Source organism: Paenibacillus andongensis (assembly GCF_025369935.1).
In the GTDB taxonomy this organism is placed as follows: Bacteria; Bacillota; Bacilli; order Paenibacillales; family NBRC-103111; genus Paenibacillus_E; species Paenibacillus_E andongensis.
Genome location: NZ_CP104467.1, coordinates 6,128,370 through 6,148,855, shown reverse-complemented (window position 1 = coordinate 6,148,855; position 20,486 = coordinate 6,128,370). Strand labels below are relative to the sequence as shown.

At 49.4% G+C, this 20,486-nt stretch carries 15 protein-coding genes; 14 read left to right on the top strand and 1 reads right to left on the bottom strand.

Translation table 11 applies throughout. The features are described from left to right. Positions 1–98: 98 nt before the first annotated feature. Complete coding sequence (locus tag NYR53_RS27470; RefSeq protein WP_261302272.1) at positions 99–1,328, top strand: MFS transporter; 1,230 nt, start codon at positions 99–101, stop codon at positions 1,326–1,328. 69 nt (positions 1,329–1,397) lie between these two features. Then, complete coding sequence (locus tag NYR53_RS27465) at positions 1,398–2,348, top strand: NAD(P)/FAD-dependent oxidoreductase (protein ID WP_261302271.1); 951 nt, start codon at positions 1,398–1,400, stop codon at positions 2,346–2,348. Here NYR53_RS27465 and NYR53_RS27460 read toward each other — a convergent pair. Further along, positions 2,345–3,145: a DUF2161 domain-containing phosphodiesterase gene (locus NYR53_RS27460; protein WP_261302270.1), complete on the bottom strand. Its 801-nt coding sequence runs from the start codon at positions 3,143–3,145 to the stop codon at positions 2,345–2,347. The genes NYR53_RS27465 and NYR53_RS27460 overlap by 4 nt on opposite strands. A gap of 91 nt (positions 3,146–3,236) precedes the next feature. Between NYR53_RS27460 and NYR53_RS27455 the strand changes: the two genes are divergently transcribed. The 12 genes from NYR53_RS27455 to NYR53_RS27400 all read left to right on the top strand — a co-directional run bounded on the left by NYR53_RS27455 (position 3,237) and on the right by NYR53_RS27400 (position 20,385). Further along, positions 3,237–4,541 carry a sn-glycerol-1-phosphate dehydrogenase gene (locus NYR53_RS27455; RefSeq protein ID WP_261302269.1) on the top strand — a complete coding sequence of 435 codons (1,305 nt, stop codon included), beginning with the start codon at positions 3,237–3,239 and terminating at the stop codon, positions 4,539–4,541. Positions 4,542–5,031: 490 nt separating this feature from the next. Beyond that, positions 5,032–6,417 (top strand): family 4 glycosyl hydrolase, encoded by a 1,386-nt coding sequence (locus NYR53_RS27450; protein ID WP_261302268.1) that lies wholly within the window; start codon positions 5,032–5,034, stop codon positions 6,415–6,417. 13 nt (positions 6,418–6,430) lie between these two features. Next, positions 6,431–7,813 (top strand): MATE family efflux transporter, encoded by a 1,383-nt coding sequence (locus tag NYR53_RS27445; RefSeq protein ID WP_261302267.1) that lies wholly within the window; start codon positions 6,431–6,433, stop codon positions 7,811–7,813. Between the two features lie 23 nt (positions 7,814–7,836). After that, positions 7,837–10,047, top strand: coding sequence for an alpha-galactosidase (locus NYR53_RS27440; RefSeq protein WP_261302266.1), 2,211 nt, complete (start codon positions 7,837–7,839; stop codon positions 10,045–10,047). A 4-nt stretch (positions 10,048–10,051) separates the two neighbouring features. After that, positions 10,052–10,426, top strand: a complete 375-nt coding sequence (locus tag NYR53_RS27435) for a cupin domain-containing protein (protein ID WP_261302265.1) — start codon at positions 10,052–10,054, stop codon at positions 10,424–10,426. After that, the gene (locus tag NYR53_RS27430; protein ID WP_261302264.1) at positions 10,423–12,201 is read left to right on the top strand and encodes a glycoside hydrolase family 36 protein; all 1,779 of its coding nucleotides are present in this window, start codon (positions 10,423–10,425) and stop codon (positions 12,199–12,201) included. The genes NYR53_RS27435 and NYR53_RS27430 overlap by 4 nt, the downstream gene beginning before the upstream one ends. Before the next feature lie 35 nt (positions 12,202–12,236). Beyond that, complete coding sequence (locus NYR53_RS27425; protein ID WP_261302263.1) at positions 12,237–13,244, top strand: aldo/keto reductase; 1,008 nt, start codon at positions 12,237–12,239, stop codon at positions 13,242–13,244. Positions 13,245–13,396: 152 nt separating this feature from the next. Then, positions 13,397–14,017 (top strand): hypothetical protein, encoded by a 621-nt coding sequence (locus NYR53_RS27420; protein ID WP_261302262.1) that lies wholly within the window; start codon positions 13,397–13,399, stop codon positions 14,015–14,017. 264 nt (positions 14,018–14,281) lie between these two features. Then, positions 14,282–14,539, top strand: coding sequence for a heterocycloanthracin/sonorensin family bacteriocin (locus NYR53_RS34720; RefSeq protein ID WP_496197762.1), 258 nt, complete (start codon positions 14,282–14,284; stop codon positions 14,537–14,539). 198 nt (positions 14,540–14,737) lie between these two features. After that, the gene (locus NYR53_RS27410; RefSeq protein WP_261302260.1) at positions 14,738–16,699 is read left to right on the top strand and encodes a putative thiazole-containing bacteriocin maturation protein; all 1,962 of its coding nucleotides are present in this window, start codon (positions 14,738–14,740) and stop codon (positions 16,697–16,699) included. 11 nt (positions 16,700–16,710) lie between these two features. Beyond that, positions 16,711–18,639 (top strand): TOMM precursor leader peptide-binding protein, encoded by a 1,929-nt coding sequence (locus tag NYR53_RS27405; protein WP_437180202.1) that lies wholly within the window; start codon positions 16,711–16,713, stop codon positions 18,637–18,639. Positions 18,640–18,804: 165 nt separating this feature from the next. Further along, positions 18,805–20,385: a SagB family peptide dehydrogenase gene (locus tag NYR53_RS27400; RefSeq protein WP_261302258.1), complete on the top strand. Its 1,581-nt coding sequence runs from the start codon at positions 18,805–18,807 to the stop codon at positions 20,383–20,385. The last annotated feature ends 101 nt before the right edge of the window (positions 20,386–20,486 follow it).

The following is a 20,486-nucleotide window of genomic DNA, read 5'->3' as shown; positions in this document are numbered from 1 at the left end:
AATGGGTGGTAATAAAGCCTCAGCGCCAATGCTGAGGCTTTTTGCTGTTTAACAGAAAAGGAATAGGCTGTTACAATGAAGAAGACTGGAGGTCTATGATGATAATCAGAATCAGGTCTTGGCTGCATAGCAGAGGAAATTCACTTCCGCGTGAGAAGCATTTGTCTCGTGAGGCCGTAATTTCATTAATTATTCATTCTACTTTTCAGTTTGGCGCTTCCATGTCGGGCGTGTTCTTAAACTTATACTTATGGCGGTTAACGCACAGTGTCGTAGTGAATGGTACATACAGTATGATCGTTTTCATCTTGACACCGATTGGCTTTGCCCTTGGCGGCCTCATGATTAAGAAGAAAGACCGGATGGTATCGTATCGTCTAGGTATCATGCTCATAGGTCTTTTCTATTTGAGCGTCATTCTAGCTGGGGAAAAACTGGTCGAATATTATATATTATTTGCCATTTTTAATGGACTTGCCAGTGCTTTTTACTGGGTAGGTTATTTAACTCTGATGTATGATGTGTCTAACGAACAGAACCGGATTCGCTATCTGGCATTTAATATGATTTTTTTCACAGCAGCAACCTTAGCAGGGCCGGCGCTTGCCGGATTCATTATCCGTTTAAAAGAAGGCCTTAGCGGTTACACCATCGTCTTCTCTATTGCGTTCTGTATGTTCTTACTAGCTGCGCTGATTTCATTGAAAATTAAAGCTTCAAGTGGACATCATCGCGTTTATTACTTGAAACTGACTGGTCTTATAATGAAGAAAGAACGTGACTGGTTGAAAGCGCTATTTGGATTCCTGGGAATGGGCTTGCTTCAAGGAACAATGCTTTTCTTGCCGAATATTCTGCTTTTCAAGGTGATGCCACGTGAAGATATTGTCGGCTATCTCGGTGTATTATACTCAAGTCTATCGATCGTAATGGGCATTTTTATATCCAAATATGCAAATGCTAGTAAAGCTCGTCTATATTTAGCGATATCAACACTCGGCTACCTTATTGGTGTTTCATTTTTACTAGGGAGTGTTAATGTATGGACCGTTGTAGGCTTCATGATTTTGCACTCTATTTTCGCTCCGCTGCAAGGGAATACAATGACAGGCTATTATTATGGCCTCATTGCGAAGCTGCCGCTTAAAGGCCAATTGAAAGTAGAAAGTGTTGTTGTTAGGGAATTTTTCTTAAATGTTGGACGTGTGATTTCTATTATTTGTTTAATCTCATTTGGCAGTGATATGGATGGGGGCTTAATCCCATGGATTTTAATGATTGCAGCGATGTCACAAATTGCCCTGGTATGGTCGATTAAGAATCAATGAGCGGAGCATGAAAGCGCGTTAACTCGGATATCCTAGGAAGTAGATGACAGGAGAAGAGGACGTGCGGTTATGGAGCGGTATGACAGCCTGATTGTTGGCGGAGGTATTGCTGGACTTCAAGCGGCAATTCAATTAGGGAGATATGAGCATCGTGTGCTTGTTATTGACGCCGGCTATGGCCGGTCTACCTTATGTAAAAGCTATCATAACCTTTTGGGGTGGCCGGATGGTGTATCGGGTGAAGAGCTTCGCCGACTAGGGAGGCTTCAAGCTGAGAAGCTGGGTGTAACTTTCGCTAATGATGAAGTCGTACAAGCTGTAAACAAAGGTAAACCTGGAGATGGATTTGAGCTATGGGGGAAGTCGGGTAAGGGATATGAAGCTCCAACTTTACTCTTGGCTACAGGACTTTTGGACCGTATTCCCGAGCTGCCCAATCTGAAAAACTGTCTAGGGTTAACTGTTTACGTCTGTCCAGATTGTGATGGCTATGAGATTAAAAACAAACAGACTATTGTGATGGGTTCTGGTGATTCAGGAGCGGGAATGGCCCTGACGCTTAGTACGCGTACGGACAAGCTTACCTATGTGAATCATGAGCAGAAAGCTGTGAAGAGCGAGCTTTTAGCAAAGTTGAAGGAAAAGAGAATCACCTATGTCGCGGAAGATATTGATGCGGTGATGGCAGAAGAGAGTGGCTTATTTCGCGGTGTTGTTTTGGCAAATGGGGAGCGAATCGCTGCGGATCGCGGGTTTATCGCCTTCGGCGGGAATGAAGTGAAGTCGGATTTGGCACGGCAATTAGGCGCGGAGCGATTGGAGAATCGCCACATTGTTACTGATCCCCGCAGTAAAATGACGAGTGTGCCCTTCGTCTGGGCAGCTGGGGACGTAGGTGTTCATGCGGAGCAAGTGACGATTGCCATGGGAGAAGGGGCGCAGGCCGCGATCTGGATGAACAAAGCACTGCTGATGTTAAAGGAAGAAGCGAACATACATCGCGTTGTAGTTCGCTCTTAAGGGTTAATAGTAGATAAGATTTTAGTCGTGTCGGACGTTTCCGCCCCTGGAAAAGCAGTTACAACATGGGCATACTCTGCTAACGCCTGCTCCCCAAGTGGGGTAATATGATAAATGCCGCGGCTTTGGCGTACGAACCAGCGATAGTAGTTTTTTTGAAGCAGGGAGCTCACGGCTTTATTGCTTGTGTAATCGCGAAGCTGACGAGGACTGAGTGGTCCATGCTGACGCATGAGGTAGGCGCAATGAAGTGATTTCTCGCGATAGGCAGTCATGAGCTTCTGCTGAGAGCTGCCTCCGACGTTGTAATCCCCGCTTCGTTCATGAAATTCGTTGACGACTTTCAAGGCAGCGCGCTTATTTGGGCGTAATAGATAGGGAGTAGGCTCGCAGACGAGATCCACTGCGGGCTGTTTGCGTTTGAAAAATTGGACAGTCAGGACACCTAGGCCGAGCATGCGGCATAAACGTCGAATCTCTTCCCATTGCAGTCGATGCGGCGCACGTCCTTTATTGGGAAGCTCGAAAGCGACATAGACCTGATCCGTCAGGCGCAAGCGATCGATGCCTTGCACGAGGAGCGGAATATTGAAGCTTTTTTTCAATTCGACAATGATTGGCGTCTCATCACCGCGAATGGCAACTAAGTCGCAATGCTTAATCTCGGCGCGGACGGTGTATCCTCGCTGCTCGAAATATTGTTTAATCGGTGCATAAAGCTCCGTTTCTGTTTGGATAGGCATGAGGTTAATGATCTCCTCTCTAGTTACAACAATTGCAGCCAGAATGTGTTCCATTATAGCATAGCTTTTGTTAGAATAGGGGAAGAATCACTTGTACGTACATGTTGGAGCGAGTAGAACAACGGGACCGAGGAGGACGAGTGGGATGAGTGAGATTTTGGATGCCTGGCTGGGACGAGGCTTCGAATGTGCATGTGGTCAACGGCATGAAGTGCCGATTCGGAGCATTGTTATTGAACGGGAGGCGCTAGTTCAGGTAGCCGGGTATGTGAAAGAAGCCGGCTATGGGGAAGTGACGCTTGTCGCGGACGGGAGGACGTATCAAGCGGCTGGAGAGAAGCTGCGCGTGCTGCTGGAAGCCGCGCAGGTGAAGGTGAGCCTGAGCGTGCTTCGTGAGAACGCGATGGGGGAAGTGGCGGCCGATGAAGAAGCGATTGTCCAGGTGATGCTGGACACGCCGCTTTCATCCAAGGTGTTGGTTGCCGTGGGCGCGGGCACCGTCCACGACATCGTGCGCTTCGTGGCGCATCGCACGAAGCGGCCGTTCTTGTCTGTGCCGACGGCGCCGTCAGTGGACGGCTTTGCGTCAGTAGGCGCGCCGCTCATCATCCGCGGCTTCAAGATGACGATCCCGGCCTGCGCGCCGGAGGCCATCTTCGCCGACCTCGCGGTTCTGGCGAAGGCGCCGCAGGCGATGATCGCGGCCGGCCTCGGCGATATGCTCGGCAAGCACACGTCGCTGGCCGACTGGTCGCTAGGCCGTGTGCTCCTCGGCGAGCACTACTGCGAGCTGAGCGCTCGGTTGACGCTGGAGGCCGTGGAGCTCTGCACGGCTCATTTGGACGAGATCGCGCAGCGCACCGATCTCGGTTTGCTTCGCTTGATGGAAGGCCTGATTCTATCGGGCCTTTCCATGCTCTTGGTCGGCCACTCGCGGCCGGCCTCCGGGGCTGAGCACCATCTCTCCCACTATTGGGAGATGGTGCTTCTGCAGCAGCGCCGCCGGGCGCTGCTGCACGGCGCGAAGGTCGGCGTCGCGACCGTGCTCATGGCACAGCGCTATGAGGCGCTGCGAGGGCTCACGGCCGACGCGGCCGCTGCGCGCCTAGCGCAAGGCCAAGTCCCCAGCGAGCTTGCGGATGCGGTGCGCATCCGGCAGGTCTATGGGGACATGGCCGAGCAGGTCATCGCCGAGAATTTTCCGGCGAATGGCACGGCTGTGGATGCGCACGCGCTGAAGGCGCGCATCGCGGAGAAGTGGGGCGATGTGCAGGCCATCGCCCGAGCGGTCCCGCTGCCATCGCAGCTCATCGCATGGCTCGAGGCCGTGCAGGGACCGGTAACGCCGGAGCAGCTCGGTGTGGAGCCGGAGCTGGTGGAGGCGTCCCTGCAGGATGCGCTTTTCGTGCGCAACCGATTCACGATCCTACGTTTACAGCGTCTGCTATAGACGCTTTATCTTTAAATAAGGCTGCCCCTCAAGTAGATAGATCTACCTACTTGAGGGGCAGCCTTTTTGCTCATCCGATTAGATTTTTATGACGGAAAATGCATCTCCATTGGACTAAATCCAATCAAATGCTCTATCAAGCTCTGAAAATCGCCATTCCATTGGATATTATCCAACCAAATGGCTGATTCATCGTCCGGTGAGGGACTTCTATTGGATTTACTCCAATGAAATCGCCTCTCGCGGAATTAAACTCTTGGTCTGCAATCTGCATGTTAACTATCGTAATTTACTACAATAGTCCATTAAATTAATACATCCAAATACAAGACCGCAGGTGGTAAGATCTAGTCGTCTGATCTTAGTCGTTAGTGTCTGAAAAAGTGTAAAAAACCACAACATGACTTAATTTTTGCCATCCCGCAATGTGGAATTGTTTTCTATACTGGTACGTATGCAAGACGGTTCCAAGACAAGAAGGAGGGGCAATATGAAATTTGCTAATGAGAAAGTCAGCGATATCCAAATCGCTTATATTGGTGGAGGCTCGATGTATTGGGCGAAAAATCTGATTGCCGATCTGGCGCTTGATGGTCAATTGTCGGGCACTGTTCGTTTGTACGACCTTGATTACAGCAAGGCCAAAAATAATGAAAAGCTGGGAAACTCGGTTTCCGATTATGCGGAAACGAAATCCAAATGGACTTACAAGGCGTATCCGACGCTCCAAGAGGCGCTTAGCGGATGCGATTTTGTGTTTATCTCGATACTTCCTGGCACATTCCGGGAGATGGAATCCGATGTGCATGAACCGGAAAAATACGGCATTTATCAAGCCGTTGGCGATACGACTGGACCTGGGGGTCTTGTCAGAGCACTGCGCACCATTCCCATGTATGTGGAAATCGCGCAAGCGATTGAGCGCTTTTCACCGAATGCCTGGGTGTTTAATTACACGAATCCAATGACACTCTGTACGCGGACGCTTTTTGAAGTGTTTCCAAAAATAAAAGCACTTGGATGCTGCCATGAGATATTCGGTGCGCAAGGGCTTTTGATTCGTATGCTGCGCGATATGGAAGGGATTGAGGGTGTAACGCGCGATCAAGTGAAGGTGAATGTGCTGGGTATTAATCATTTTACTTGGATCGATCAAGCGACGTATCAAAATATGGATTTATTTCCGATGTATCGGAAGTTTGTTGATAAGTACTATGAATCCGGATTTGAGCACAACAAAGATGCCTGGGTCACGAACACGTATACGGCCGCTAACCGCGTGAAGTTTGATTTGTTTCGGCGCTATGGCGTTATTGCAGCGGCAGGTGATCGCCATTTGGCGGAATTCATGCCTCCTTGGTATTTGAAAGATCCGGAGACGGTTCGATCATGGAAGTTCGGCTTAACGACGGTCCAAAGTCGTGTTGAAAAGCAGGCGGCAACAGAGCTTTTTTACGGGAAGCTGCTACGTTCCGAGGAGAAGCTGCCGCTCAAGGCATCAGGAGAAGAAGAGGTCAGACAGTTAAAAGGTCTAATCGGACTTGAACAATTCGTAACCAATATTAACGTTCCCAACGTGGGACAAATGAAGGGAATTCCTCTGGGAGCGGTTGTAGAAACGAACGCTGTATTCTCAGCGAACAGTTTGCGTCCAGTCTATGCGGGTGAGCTTCCGATGGAAGTGGGTAATCTGGTCTTGCAGCATACGATGAATCAGGAGCTTATTTTGAAGGCGGCTCTTCAAAAGGACAAAGACTTAGCTTTCAAGGCATTTATGAACGATCCGCTTGTGAATATCGATATCAACGATGCGGAAGTATTGTTTGATCGAATGCTGCAAAATACGAAAGCGTATTTGCCTGGATGGAATATCTGATGGCGGGCCGGCCATGAGTGCAGGGTTAGAGTTATTCAGTGAATCCGCCTCCATTGATCCGCAGGATGAAAAGGCTGTTCGCCGGATGATTTTCAAACTGGCAGGTCCATCTTTGACGGAAATGCTGCTCATGAATATGACCCAAATGGTGATGATGATCCTGGTCGGACACCTTGGGGCCATTGCGGTAGCAGCTGTGGGCTTAACAAGCCAACCTTATTTATTATTGACCGTCCTTTTTGCAGCGCTAAATACAGGAACAACGGTTATCGTAGCCCGTTCCACGGGAGCGGGAAAGATGGAGGACGCGAATCTGGCCGCAGGGCAGTCGCTTCTGCTCGGTACCGTCCTGTCTGTCCTTATTGTTACGCTCGGCGTCACCTTTGCGAAGAGCATGCTCCATTTGATGGGAGCCAGTGCTGAGGTCGTGCAATATGGAATGTCATATGCGAAGTTAATGTTTTTCTCCATTGGATTCTCCTCTATCTCGTCTGCATTATCCGCTATTCTGCGAGGTGCAGGAGATACACGGACTCCGATGAAAATCAACGTGCTGTCAGGGGGCGTCAATGTGAGCCTCGGATTCGTGCTGATTTACGGTCACCTCGATTTTCCGCAAATGGGCATTACGGGGGCGGCAATCGCCACCTTAGTAGTTCAGACAGGAGCTATGATTTGCTTTATAGCCGTTATGTTCAGCGGAAGATTTGCAGTCCGCATCGGTTTGTCGGATATAACTCGGTTGGATAAGGTTATGATCAGACGCATGTTGAAGATAGGGATTCCGAGCAGTCTGGAGCAGCTCATTATGCGTTTAGGGATTATGACGTTTGTGAAAATTTGTGCTGGACTGGGGACGGTTGCTGTCGCGGCATCACAAATTGTAACGAGCATTATCGGGATCTCGTTTATGCCGGGGGCTGCTTTTGCCATCGCAGCTTCTACGCTAGTTGGGCAAACACTTGGCGTAAGCAAACCCGACCTCGCTGAACGATATGTGTGGCAAGTCAGAAAGTACGGCATGTTCGTGGCTGGATTTATGGGAACGCTATTCATCTTGTTCGCTCCTCTTATCCTCATGCTATATACGAATGATGAGACGATTATTCGTGAAGGGGCTTGGGCTCTTCGGATCGTAGGATTTATCCAGGTATCTCAAATATCGCAGTTTGTACTTGGAGGAGCTTTAAGAGGAGCAGGAGATACTCGCTATCCCTTATATTCGACATTCATTGGCGTGTGGGGAATAAGGGTTGTTCTTAGTTATTTATTTGTTTATATCTTTCATTGGGGCATGATCGGTTTATGGAGTGCCGTTGCTTGTGATCAATTTCTTAGGTCTAATTTGATTTATTTTAGGTTCAAGCGCGGTACTTGGAAACATCTAAAGGTTTAATACATAAAAGGAGACGCGGAATTATGGGGATTGTGTTTGATTCGAATTCGCAAACTTTCCATCTTCAAGGGAAGTCGTCGAGCTATATCATGCAACTGATCAAATCCAAATATTTGGCTCACGTTCATTGGGGCCGCCAAATACGGGGAACGAATCCGGGAAGTTTACTCGCTATTAGACGTCGCTGCTCTTTCTCGCCGTCCACGGACCCAAGTGATCTAACGCTGTCTTTGGACACATTGCCGCAGGAATTTCCGGCGTACGGAGGAAGTGATTTTCGCGTTCCGGCCTATCAGGTTCAGTTGGAAAACGGGACGACGGTCAGCGAACTCGTCTATGAGTCTCACCGGATTTATTCGGGAAAAGCGCGGTTAGAGGGACTGCCGTCCACCTATACGGAGGATGACAGCGAAGCGGAGAGTATCGATATCGTGTTGATCGATTCGACGATCGGGTTGAAGGTCGTTCTCACGTATACTGTATTTCGCGATTTGGATGCGATAACTCGGTCTGTTCGGTTCATGAATGTGGGTTATCAGTCGATCAAGCTGCTTCGAGCACTGAGCTTCGGTATCGATATCTCCCGGTGCGATTTCGATATGCTTCATTTATCAGGCACATGGGCGCGTGAGCGTCATATCGAAAGACGCCCCATTCTAACAGGCGGGTCTGTGATTGAAAGCCGTCGGGGATCCAGCAGCCATTCGCTCAACCCCTTTATGGCTCTGCTTTCCAAGCAAGCGAATGAAGACCAAGGAGAAGCCTATGGATTCAGTCTTGTCTACAGCGGCAGCTTTGTTGCTCAAGCCGAAGTGGATCCTTACGGAACGACGCGCGTGGTGATGGGCATCAACTCGTTTGATTTTTCTTGGCTCTTGGAGCCAGGGCAAACCTTCCAAACGCCGGAGGCGGTTCTCGTCTATTCCGCGGATGGCATCGGAGGGATGTCGCGCACGTATCACAAGCTGTATCGCACACGGTTATGCCGTGGACAATTCCGCGATCGTCATAGGCCGATTCTCATCAACAACTGGGAAGCTACTTATTTTAATTTCAACGCGGATAAAATTGAAGAGCTTGCGCGAGTCGGCAAGGAGCTCGGTTTAGAACTTCTCGTGCTGGACGATGGTTGGTTCGGCAAGCGTGACAACGATAAAAGCTCACTCGGAGATTGGTTCGTTGATCGTAACAAGCTCCCACAAGGCATGCCAGATTTGGTAACCCGTGTGAAGCAGCAGGAGCTGGAGTTCGGTCTATGGTTTGAGCCTGAGATGGTATCTCCGGATAGCGACCTGTATCGGGCCCATCCTGACTGGTGCCTGCACGTGCCAGGCCGCCGGAGGACCGAAGCGAGGCAGCAGTTGATTCTCGATTATTCTCGCCAAGATGTAAGAGATTACATCGTTACGGTCATTACCGATATACTTGCGAGCAGCCCTATCACGTATGTGAAATGGGATATGAACCGCAATATGACGGAAATCGGTTCCGCCCAGCTCCCGCCAGAGCGGCAGCGTGAGACGGCGCATCGGTATATGCTCGGACTTTACGAAGTGATGGAGCGGATAACCTCGGCATTCCCGAATGTGTTGTTCGAAAGCTGCTCAGGCGGTGGCGGACGGTTCGATCCTGGGATGCTCTACTATATGCCGCAGACGTGGACGAGCGATAATACCGATGCCGTTGAACGGCTGAAAATTCAATATGGAACGAGTATTGTATATCCAATCAGCACGATGGGCGCGCATGTTTCCGCAGTTCCTAACCATCAGGTGCATCGTACGACCCCGCTCGATATGCGGGGGAATGTCGCGATGTCGGGTAACTTCGGCTATGAGCTGGATTTAACCGCATTTACGGAAGCGGATAAGGAAGCCGTGAAGAAGCAAGTTGCGCTTTATAAACAATTGCGGCCTTTGATCCAATTCGGCGAATTTTACCGATTGATCAGCCCTTTTGAACACGTTAGTGCTGCTTGGATGTTTGTTTCCGAGGATAAGAAGGAAGCGTTAGTCGCTTTTTTTCAAGTGCTGTCGGAGCCGAACGCGCCTCTCAGAAAACTGCGATTAAAGGGCTTATTGGCAGAGAGTAATTACATACTATACGATGCGGAAAACCAAGACGATGGTGTGGAAATCTTTGGCGGGGATGAGCTCATGCATTTGGGTCTAAATTTACCGATCTGGAAAGGCGATTTCCGAAGCCGCCTTTACCGCTTAAAAATGGAGGAATGACAAGATGAAAAAGCTGCGTTTGAGCGATTTGCAGGATAAGAAGAACGGCCACATTTTGCAGGATGTATTACCAGGTGCTTATTTATCTTCAGGCGGTCTTTCTTTCGCGAAACGGGGAGAGCGCAGTCATACGAACGATGGACCGGATGGAAGAGACTATCATGTCCACGGGGATTGTGAAGCGTTCCTTATTTTGCAGGGAACCGGAACGATGGAAATTAACGGGGAGCATATTCCGGTTATTACCGGGGATATCGTGATTGTTGAACCCGGCGAGGATCATCACCTCAATTCAAGTACGGAGGATCCGATTGTCACCGTGTGGTGCCATGCAGGCCCGAATCGTCATAAGAATCAACAGCAGGAGGACGCCGTATGAACAAAATCATAGCGACGGATTCCCATACCTTTACTTTATCGGGCGAGGATCATGGGTTTGCCGTCACGCTTTCTACGAAAAAGCTGCAGGAGGGAATCGATCTCATCTCGCTGCAATTGGAAGCGGTGGAGGCGCTGACGCCTCCCGCTTTAACACTTCAATGGTCGCATCCCGCTTGTGACATACAGGGAAGTTGGCATCCGGCCCAGGACCGGAATAAGAGCTTTAAGGCCGATTGGATGCGCACTTTACGTTCCAATGCGGCTGCGTCGGCTCCTGTTTACGCCTTGTTTAATGCGGAGGGCCGCAATAGGCTGACATTTGCTTATTCGGATGCACTTAATACGGTTCACTACTCGGGAGGCATAAGCGAGGAAACGGCTGATTTCCATTGCCGCGTCCAATTGTTTACAGAAACGACGGCGTCATTCACTTCCTATGAGGCGAAGCTTCTCGTAGATACGAGAGATGTTCCATATTATGAAAGCCTTCAGGGTGTTCAAGAGTGGTGGAGCGCGATGCCGGAATATCGTCCAGCGTTCGTTCCTGTGGCTGCCAAGGAACCGATGTATTCGACCTGGTACAGTATGCACCAAAATGTAACAGATAAACATATCGAAGCGCAGTGCCGAATCGCTAAGACGTTGGGGATGGAAGCCGTTATCGTGGATGATGGCTGGCAGACGGAAGATAACCGCAGGGGGTATGCGTATTGCGGCGATTGGGAGACTTATGAGGGCAAATTCCCCGATATGAAGCGGCATGTCGATGCGGTTCATGAGCTAGGCATGAAGTTTATCCTCTGGTACTCGGTTCCTTTTATCGGCAAATACAGTAAGGTGTGGGATCGCTTCAGTAATAAGATTCTGCGATTTAACGAAAATCACGGAGCAGCCGTGCTCGATCCGAGGTACCCAGATGTCCGGGAGTATATCATTAATAAATATGAAGCGGCGGTAAAAGAATGGGGCTTGGACGGCTTCAAGCTTGATTTCATTGATACGTTCTATTCACCTGAGCTGCAGCTTCCCTCAACTGTCCCCGGCAAGGATTATGAGTCCATACCGGAAGCTGTGGACCGCCTATTGACGGACTCAATCGGCAGATTGAGAGAATTGAATCCCGATATCATGATTGAATTCCGCCAAATGTATATCGGGCCTGCCATGCGCAAATACGGCAATATGTTCCGTGCATCCGATTGTCCGAACGACAGTATCCAAAACCGAGTGCGGACGCTGGACATCAGGCTAATCTGCGGAGATACGGCCGCTCATGCCGATATGATCATGTGGCACCCGGAGGAACCCGTGGAAAGCGCCGCTTTACAGTTGATTAACTGTCTGTTTTCTGTGCCTCAAGTATCCGTCCTCTTGGATAAACTGCCTTCCAACCATTTGAAGATGCTCGAATATTGGCTTTCCTTCTGGAAGGAGAACCGTGATTTGCTATTAGACGGTCGTATTGAGCCTTTGAATCCGGAGCTGTTGTATCCGCTAGTCCGTGCTTTTAAAGAGGATAGAGGGATTATGGTAGCTTATCATGAGCGAATTGTGCCTATAGATGCAGGGGTGCCGCTGTCCCAGTGGATCGTGGTGAACGGCAGAAGACAGGATGGACTCTATCTAGAGGTTACTGGTGAAATTGGAGCTGCGAAAGTGATTATTAAAAATTGCTGCGGAGACATTGTGGAGGAGCTGACTGCCACGCTAACATCAGGCATTCATAAGCTTGCGATTCCGGCCTCGGGCCTCGCAACCATCTCTATCTTATAGAACTAAAAATGGCACGCACATTAGGAGGATCATCGATGAACTATTTAGCTAATGAAGGAAGATATGCAGAAATGCCTTATAACCGAAGCGGAAAGAGCGGCCTTAAGCTGCCTCCGATCTCATTCGGATTATGGCACAATTTTGGAAGTGTCGATCTATTCGAGAACAGCAGGGCTCTGGCGCGCCATGCGTTTGATTTGGGGATTACCCATTTTGATTTGGCGAATAATTATGGTCCAACAGCTGGCTCAGCGGAGGAAACGTTCGGACAAATTCTGAAGAAGGATCTTCAGCCATACCGTGATGAGCTGATTATTGCAACCAAAGCAGGCTATCGCATGTGGGAAGGTCCTTATGGGGAGCGGGGCTCCCGCAAAAGCATGCTCGCCAGCCTTGACCAGAGCTTGAAACGGCTAGGCATGGACTATGTCGATATTTATTATTCGCACCGTTTCGACGCTGAGACGCCTCTGGAAGAAACGATGGGTGCCTTGGATCAGGCTGTGAGGCAGGGAAAAGCGCTGTATGTGGGTGTTTCCAATTACAATGCGGAGCAAACGGAGCAAGCAGCAGCTATATTGAAAGGTCTCGGTACTCCGTTCATCATTCATCAAGTACACTATTCGATGTTCGAAAGACGGTTGGAGCAGGGTCTGCAAGACATTTTGGCAAGAGAAGGTGTGGGGTCCATCGCTTATAGTCCGCTAGCCAGAGGACTTCTGACGGACCGTTATTTGGAGAACATTCCGGCGGACTCCCGTGCTGCAGGTGGCAGTGTGTTCCTGCGACCTGAGGATATTACCGAAGAGAAGATTGCCAAGTCTCGACTTCTGAATAAATTAGCATCGGAACGCGGGCAAAGTCTTGCCCAAATGGCTCTAGCATGGGTCCTTCGCAAGGGATACGTTACCTCCGCATTAATCGGGGCAAGTAAAGTGAGTCAGCTTGATGATAATGTGGCAGCCTTGAAGCAGCCTACCTTCACGCAAGAAGAATTGGATCTTATCGATCAAATTCTTGGGGGAAAGAATCTAGCACATTGATAATTACACTCTTATGACTTTTGTTCTTTTCAAATATTCATAGGTTAATTCACTTCAGGTGCACGCTCCTCAATTATCTTGTGTACAGGCTCCACCCCAATCTACACCTCCTTTTTTCACATAAGATATCTTGAAAAAGGAGGCGTTGTATAATGACAGTTCAATTAAAACGGGTAAATGGAACTAGTGTATTTTTTGCTAACACAAGTGTTAGTACAAAAGGTGTGGGTACTCTGAATGAAGCTTTCTTATCTATATTGAATCCGGATCGCGGGGTGTTTAATAACCTGATAGATTTCCGGCTGAACGGCCATAAACTTGCGACAATTAGGACAAGGGCAGTAAACAATAAGACCACAATTGTTACTCTTTTTTTCGGCAAAGAAATTCGAGGACTTACGACTGCTAGATTTCGTATTACGACGAATGGAGACACAACGAATGTTAGCGGAAATGTCGATGGGAAGCAGATCGTTCCCTTCACCATTCGATGTAGTAAAGGGAAATGTAAAGGCCCCGACTCTATCAAATTTAAAAACGGAGGCACGTTAACAATAACGGTTAGTCCTCAACTGGAGAGGGCCCTGCGTCTAGTTTCAAACAAATTATCCAAAGAAGTCCAAGCCTTCTTGGATAAATTACCACCGCAAGGAGCATGTGAGATTGCCTGTATTGCCGCAGGAGCTGCCTGTGCTGCCGCTTGCTCTGTATTGTTCCCACCTTGCTTAATTGCCTGTTATGCTGCACAAGCCGCATGTTTACTCCTTTGCTAGTTTAAAATAGCTAAAAAAGTCATACACCCTCCGTGTTGTAATTCCGCAAAAACGAAAAGCAAAAGGAGCTCAGCCAGTTACACATGGCTAGGCTCCTTTTTTCTATTTTCAGAGTAAATATAGGCATTTAGATCAGTAACAAGAGCGGAACTGAATTCATATGTTGTCATGGGAGTACACAATAAATTGGCGGATCTCACAGGGGAAGTTGTTTCCTGATTATTCGCTGCCGGCACAACTATCTATTAAGCGGAGGTTGGAAAAATGAATGATTTTCAAAATGATTTAAAGAAGTTGAATGTTTCCGAGTTCAAGGCGAGCGAGGCGACACCTTGGAACGCTCAAAGCCAGCAAGATGCTCGTTTATGCTTCGTTTGCTTCGTTTGCACCAATTGCTTCAATTGCGCCAATTGCTTCAATTGCTTCAATTGTTTCAACTGTCATCAATGCCACAACTGTCATAATTGTCATAATTGCCACAACTGCCATAACTGCCATAACTGCCATAACTGCCATCGTTGAGGACATTGAGATGGTTTTGCCCGTTGTTTCTAGCTTCCAGAAGGAAACAGTGGATACCTAATGAGTAGAGATAAGCCCCTGCAGACTGGCTGCAGGGGCTTTCCTTAAAGAATAAGACATGAGGGACAAATAGCTGTACATAAGATTATTTGTGAAGAGTTGGGGCATGTCGGGAATAGCTTACGGAGGAGGAATAAAATGATAAATTTGAACCCTTCGATGCGACTGAAGGTGAAAAGGGATACGTTTTTTCTCCCTAATCCAAACGGTAGTGTGTATTTTCGAAACAATGTAAGCTCGTTCCGTATGGAAGGAGAATTAATCGATCAGTGGATTGAAAAATTGCTGCCGATATTTAACGGGGAACATAGGTTGGAGGATTTGACAGACGGATTGCCGGACCAACACCGGAACCAGGTATATAGAATTGCAGAAATGTTGTATCGTAATGGCTTTGTTCGGGATGTGAGCCAAGATATACCACATCAATTGCCGGAAGAGGTTCTCAAAAAATATGCTTCTCAAATTGAATTTTTGGACAATTTCGGTCATTCGGGTGCGTACCGGTTTCAGTCCTATCGTCAGGCTAAAGTATTGACGGTGGGTTCAGGCCCATTTTTGCTCTCGGTCATTTCTGCGCTGCTTGCATCCGGATTGCCCAAGTTTCACGTATTAGTTTCGGGCTCAGAGCCGACTGATCGGGAGCGGTTGCTGGAACTGGCGGCTCATGCCCGTAGAACGGACCCGGAAGTGGCAATAGAGGAGGTTATCCTGCAGAAGGAAGGGGTTAGTAGTTGGCGGGAGGCTGTGAGACCGTTTGATTCGATTTTGTTTGTGTCACAGGAGGGTGGTATAGAGGAACTGCGGATTCTTCATGCGGTTTGCAGAGAGGAGAAGAAAGCGTTTCTTCCAGCAGTGTGTCTACAGCAGGTGGGACTTGCGGGTCCGCTCGTGCATCCGGACTTTGAGGGATGCTGGGAGTCAGCGTGGCGCAGCTTACACGAATCCGCGATTCGTAAAGACCCTCAGCTGCACACCTTTTCTTCCACAGCGGGAGCGATGTTAGCGAATGTAAACGTGTTTGAATTATTTAAAAAAATTACGGGAGCGAACGATTCGGGGTTTAGTAATCAGATCTTCCTGCTTAATCTGGAGACTTTGGAAGGAAGATGGCATTCGTTCATGCCACATCCGCTTGTGACCGGACGCATCGCAGCAGAATGGATTCACGATTTCGAACTGCAGCTCGAACGGAGGTCAAGCAAAAGTGAAAACGAATTACTTCCTTACTTCAGCAGGTTGACATCGGCGGAATCAGGGATTTTCCATATTTGGGAGGAGGGGGAGTTAAAGCAGCTGCCGCTCTCGCAGTGTCGCGTACAGGCAGTCGATCCGCTATCGGAAGGGCCGGCGGGGCTGCTGCCCGACCTTGTTTGTACTGATCTTACGCATGAGGGAGCAAGGCGGGAAGCGGGGCTAGCCGGGATTGAAGCGTATGTGTCGCGAATGGTCGGCCTGCTCGTTGCTGCACTTCCATCCCAAAAGGAATCAGATGGCAGCAGGATTGAACCGCAGGAATTCATCGGTGTCGGAGCGGGAGAAACGGTTGCGGAAGGTATTGGCCGGGGGTTGCAAAAGTGCTTGTCCGAGATACTGAGCAAGCAACTGGCGTGTCAGTTACCTTCTGTCTTTCGAGTACAGTTATCTGCGATAGAAGATAAGCACTGCCAGTTTTATTTGCAGGCTTTAACCACAATGAAGGGAGTACCGATGATTGGCCTGGGAGAGGAAGTGTCCGGTTTCCCAGTGGTATGGGTCGGTACGAGTGATCGCTGGTATGGCGGTGTAGGCTTGAATGTAACCCTGGCGTTACGGGATGCTTTGCAACAGGTTCTGATGGAGGCACAAAACCAACTGGCTCACCTCACATCGCAAGTGTTGGAGGTTTCTTCCGTGCGTTTGGCAGAACAGTTGCCGCTAAACCAAGTGATCCCCTCATGTGGAGTGAACGCAAAATCGGAGGTTCTTCAGTCCGCTTTGCAGGTCTTGAAACGGAACCGTAAGCGGCTCTTGGCTATCGATCTGGCAGCAGAACCGTTTTTGAAAGAGGGAATAGTAGGAGTGTTTGGCGTGTTGCTGCGAGAGGAGGGATCCCGGTGAGCGCTATCGTTATGATTGTGGGAAATGGGGGGTTGGCGGATTGCGTGTACGAAGAACTGTCAACCCAATTCGAGGTCGTACGTCAAATTGATTTCGAATCAGGAGTACCGAAAGCGGTGGATTTGGCTCTGGTGCTGCACGATGCTTGGCATCCTAACGTTCATCAAAAGGCGGAAAAGCAGCTGCAGCCAGCCGGCATTCCTTGGCTGCGCGGCTTCGTTTCATTTGGTGAGGGCGTGATCGGGCCTCTGGTTCGCCCGGGTACACCGGGTTGCTCCCAGTGCGCAGACATGCGGCGCCTCATGGCGGGACGTGAGCGCAGGGAGATGCGGGAGCTGCAGATGAGGCTGGCAGCGCACGAGGGCATGGCGAGTGACGCATGGGCGTCGCGTACAGGACTTTTGCAGATGGCTCACCTGTTGGTAGTAGAGGCACGGAGGATGCTACAAGGCGATCCGGTTTACACGGCAGAGAAAGTGTTTTTGATCAACTTGAAAACGCTGGAGAGCACCCTTCACTTCTTTCTCCCAGACCCGCTGTGTCCGGTTTGTAGTCGATTGCCTGATGACTCATCAACAGCAGCCCGCGTTTCGCTGCAACCAAGTCCGAAGATCAGCTCAGACAGTTACCGCTCCCGTTCGATGGATGACCTGAATAAAGTTCTGACCAAAGACTATCTGGATTACCGGACTGGCTTTTTGAATGGGAAAATGATTGACCTTGAGTCGCCTTTTGCCGATGTCAGTGTGAATCTGCCGTTGTTCTCTGAGGACGTGGGGACGGCAGGTCGGACTCATTCCTATGCGATGAGCGAACCCACCGCCATTCTGGAGGGGTTAGAACGATACTGCGGTCTGGCACCCCGCGGCAAACGGACGGTAGTCCATGGCAGCTTCCGCAATCTGGAAGATCAAGCGCTCGACCCCGTCAAGGTAGGGACGCACACGAAGGAACAGTATGCTCAGCCGGGGTTTCCGTTCACAACGTTCGATCCTGACCAGCCCATCAATTGGGTATGGGGCTATTCGTTTTTGCAAGAGCGACCGATTCTGGTTCCGGAGCAGCTCGCTTATTACAGTATGGGCTGCGGGCATGGTTTCGTGTCCGAGTCTTCCAACGGCTGCGCGTTAGGAGGAAGTTTGGAGGAAGCGATTTTTTACGGCATATTGGAAGTGGTGGAGCGAGATTCTTTCCTGATGACTTGGTATGCGCAGCTGTCTCTCCCGCGTCTTGACCCTTATTCGGCTAACGACCAAGAATTGCGGTTGATGATCGATCGTTTACGAGCCGTGGCGGGGTTTGATGTGTATTTCTTTAACTCGACGATGGAGAGCGGGATTCCAAGCGTTTGGGGGGTAGCGAAAAACAGGAAACAAACAGGAGTGAATCTCATCTGTGCGGCCGGAGCTCATCCTGATCCTGTACGGGCGGTGAAAGGCGCGGTTCACGAGTTGGCTAGCATGGTACTGAATCTGGATAAGAAATTTGAGGCGAACCGGGAGGCGTATGTTCGGATGTATCACGATTCCTCCCAGGTGAAGCAGATGGAGGATCATTCACTGCTGTACGGTTTGCCGCAAGCGCAGGAGCGCCTGCAATTTCTGCTGGATGAAAATCGCCCTATGCGAAAGTTTGAGGAGGAATTCAAACGGGAAGTAAGGCATGCTGATTTAACAGACGATCTGAAGGACATTCTTAAGGCGTTCCGTCGATTGAATCTCGATGTGATCGTGGTGGATCTGACAGCGCCGGAAATTAAGCGAAATGGACTTCATTGCGTGAAAGTGCTGATTCCAGGGATGCTGCCGATGACATTCGGACATCAATTTACCCGCGTGGTAGGGTTGGAGCGTGTATTGAGGGTACCGATGGAGCTCGGGTACACGAAGGAGCCACTGAAAATAGAACGTCTCAATCCATACCCACATCCGTTTCCATAGGTTTTAACTATGGTATCAAATATCGAAACGTGGAGTGGTTCACAACCTCGTTCAGTTGATAAGAAAGTATAAGTTTTATACTTTTTGCTTCGCATCAACCTTGACAAACGCGCTCGTCCTTAATTGACGACGAAGTCGTTTATCCTTGTATGAGGAGGGAGAAGCATGAATCTGGAGGCATTTCTGCACAATCTGCATTATGATATTGACAAGACCAAACCACCGGACTTGGTGGTGGATTGGGATGACGGACCACTTGCGTATAAGCTCTATCGCGGTTTGCCTGTGGTTCCGTTATCTCCGGAAGTACCGCTAACGTTAGAAGGCGGTGAAGCGCAAGTGCTGCCTGACCTTCGCCGTATGGGTCATTTTCTCTGGTACATATACGGGCTCACTCAATTGTCCCAGTCAGTCCCTGCCTCGAATTCCATGGTACCGAACATGGGCTTGATGCAGTTGTATCGGCGGTTTGTTCCCTCAGGCGGAGCGCTATATCCGAATGAATTATACGTGTATCTGAAGCTGGAGGATTTGCCCTCGGGGGTATATCATTATGATGTGGCGCACCATCGTTTAGTGTTGCTGCGCGAAGGCAACTTCGATTCATTTTTGGCTCGGGCTCTTGGCAATCGATGTGACGTGTCGGCTTGCTTTGGTACTGTTTTTGTATCGACCATGTTTTGGAAAAACTTCTTTAAATACAATAACTTTTCCTACCGACTGCAAGGACTGGATGCTGGTGCATTGATTGGGCAGCTCTTGGAAGTGGCAAAGCGGTTCGGCTTTGCGTCCGGGGTGTATTTCCAGTTCCTTGATCGGGCTGTGAATCATCTCCTTGGAGTATCGGAACAAGAGGAGAGCGTGTATGCGGTAATTCCGCTGTCGGTGGAACCTGCGATCTCTTGGTTTGCCAATAGGAATGCGGATGAGGGGGAAGGCTCTGCCGCCGAATTATGCCGGGAGTTGACAATAGTTAAGCATGATCACTACATACGGTCCCGGAGGGTTAAGGAGTTTCCGATGTTAATCAAGATGAACGAAGCTTCCCTATTGGAATCTCTTCGGCCGTTACGGCGAATTGGGGAAGAGAAGATCTTTCACGGCGAGGATCAAGCAGTGGCTCTGCCCCGTGTAAAGCGGTTATTGTATGATCTGGCGTCCGTAAGCCGAAAACGTTTTTCGCCGGACGGTGATTTTGTTATGAGCAAGGTTAGCCTAGAACAGCTGGCCTTGCTGCTGCAGGAGGCAACGGCATCCTTCAATTATCGGAATGATTTGGATGGAGATCAAGAGAACCTCGTTTCACGCGTTTCGCTGTACGGCTGTTTGTATAACGTTGAGGGCATCCCGGACGGTGCTTATCATTATGACAGCGCTGCTCATACGTTACGGCGAATACGTCATGGTGATCATCGGCTCAGGCTGCAGCAGGGAATGCCTTCCGACAACGTGAATCTCTTTCAAGTTCCGTTATGCTTTCATGTGGCGGGGAACAGGGATCATCACGTATCGGCCCTGGGGTTTAGGGGATACCGCATCCAACAGATGGAGGCGGGGATGCTCGTGCAGCGCTTACTGTTGGCGGCATCCGCTCTCGGGATGGGGGGGCATCCGCTCCTAGGTTTTGATGCCAGATTGTGTGATGAGATCTACAAGATGCCTCCGATAGGGATAACCAGCCTAATCCAAATCCCGGTTGGACCTTATCGCCATTCCCCCCGATTGGCAGGAGGTTTGCACGGCTAGAAACAGTCCAATTGAGGAATGAATGTAAAGGAGATACCATTTCGACACTTCCATTTCATGGGGGTGGTTTCTTTTTGTTTATACAAATTATGGAACAGGGG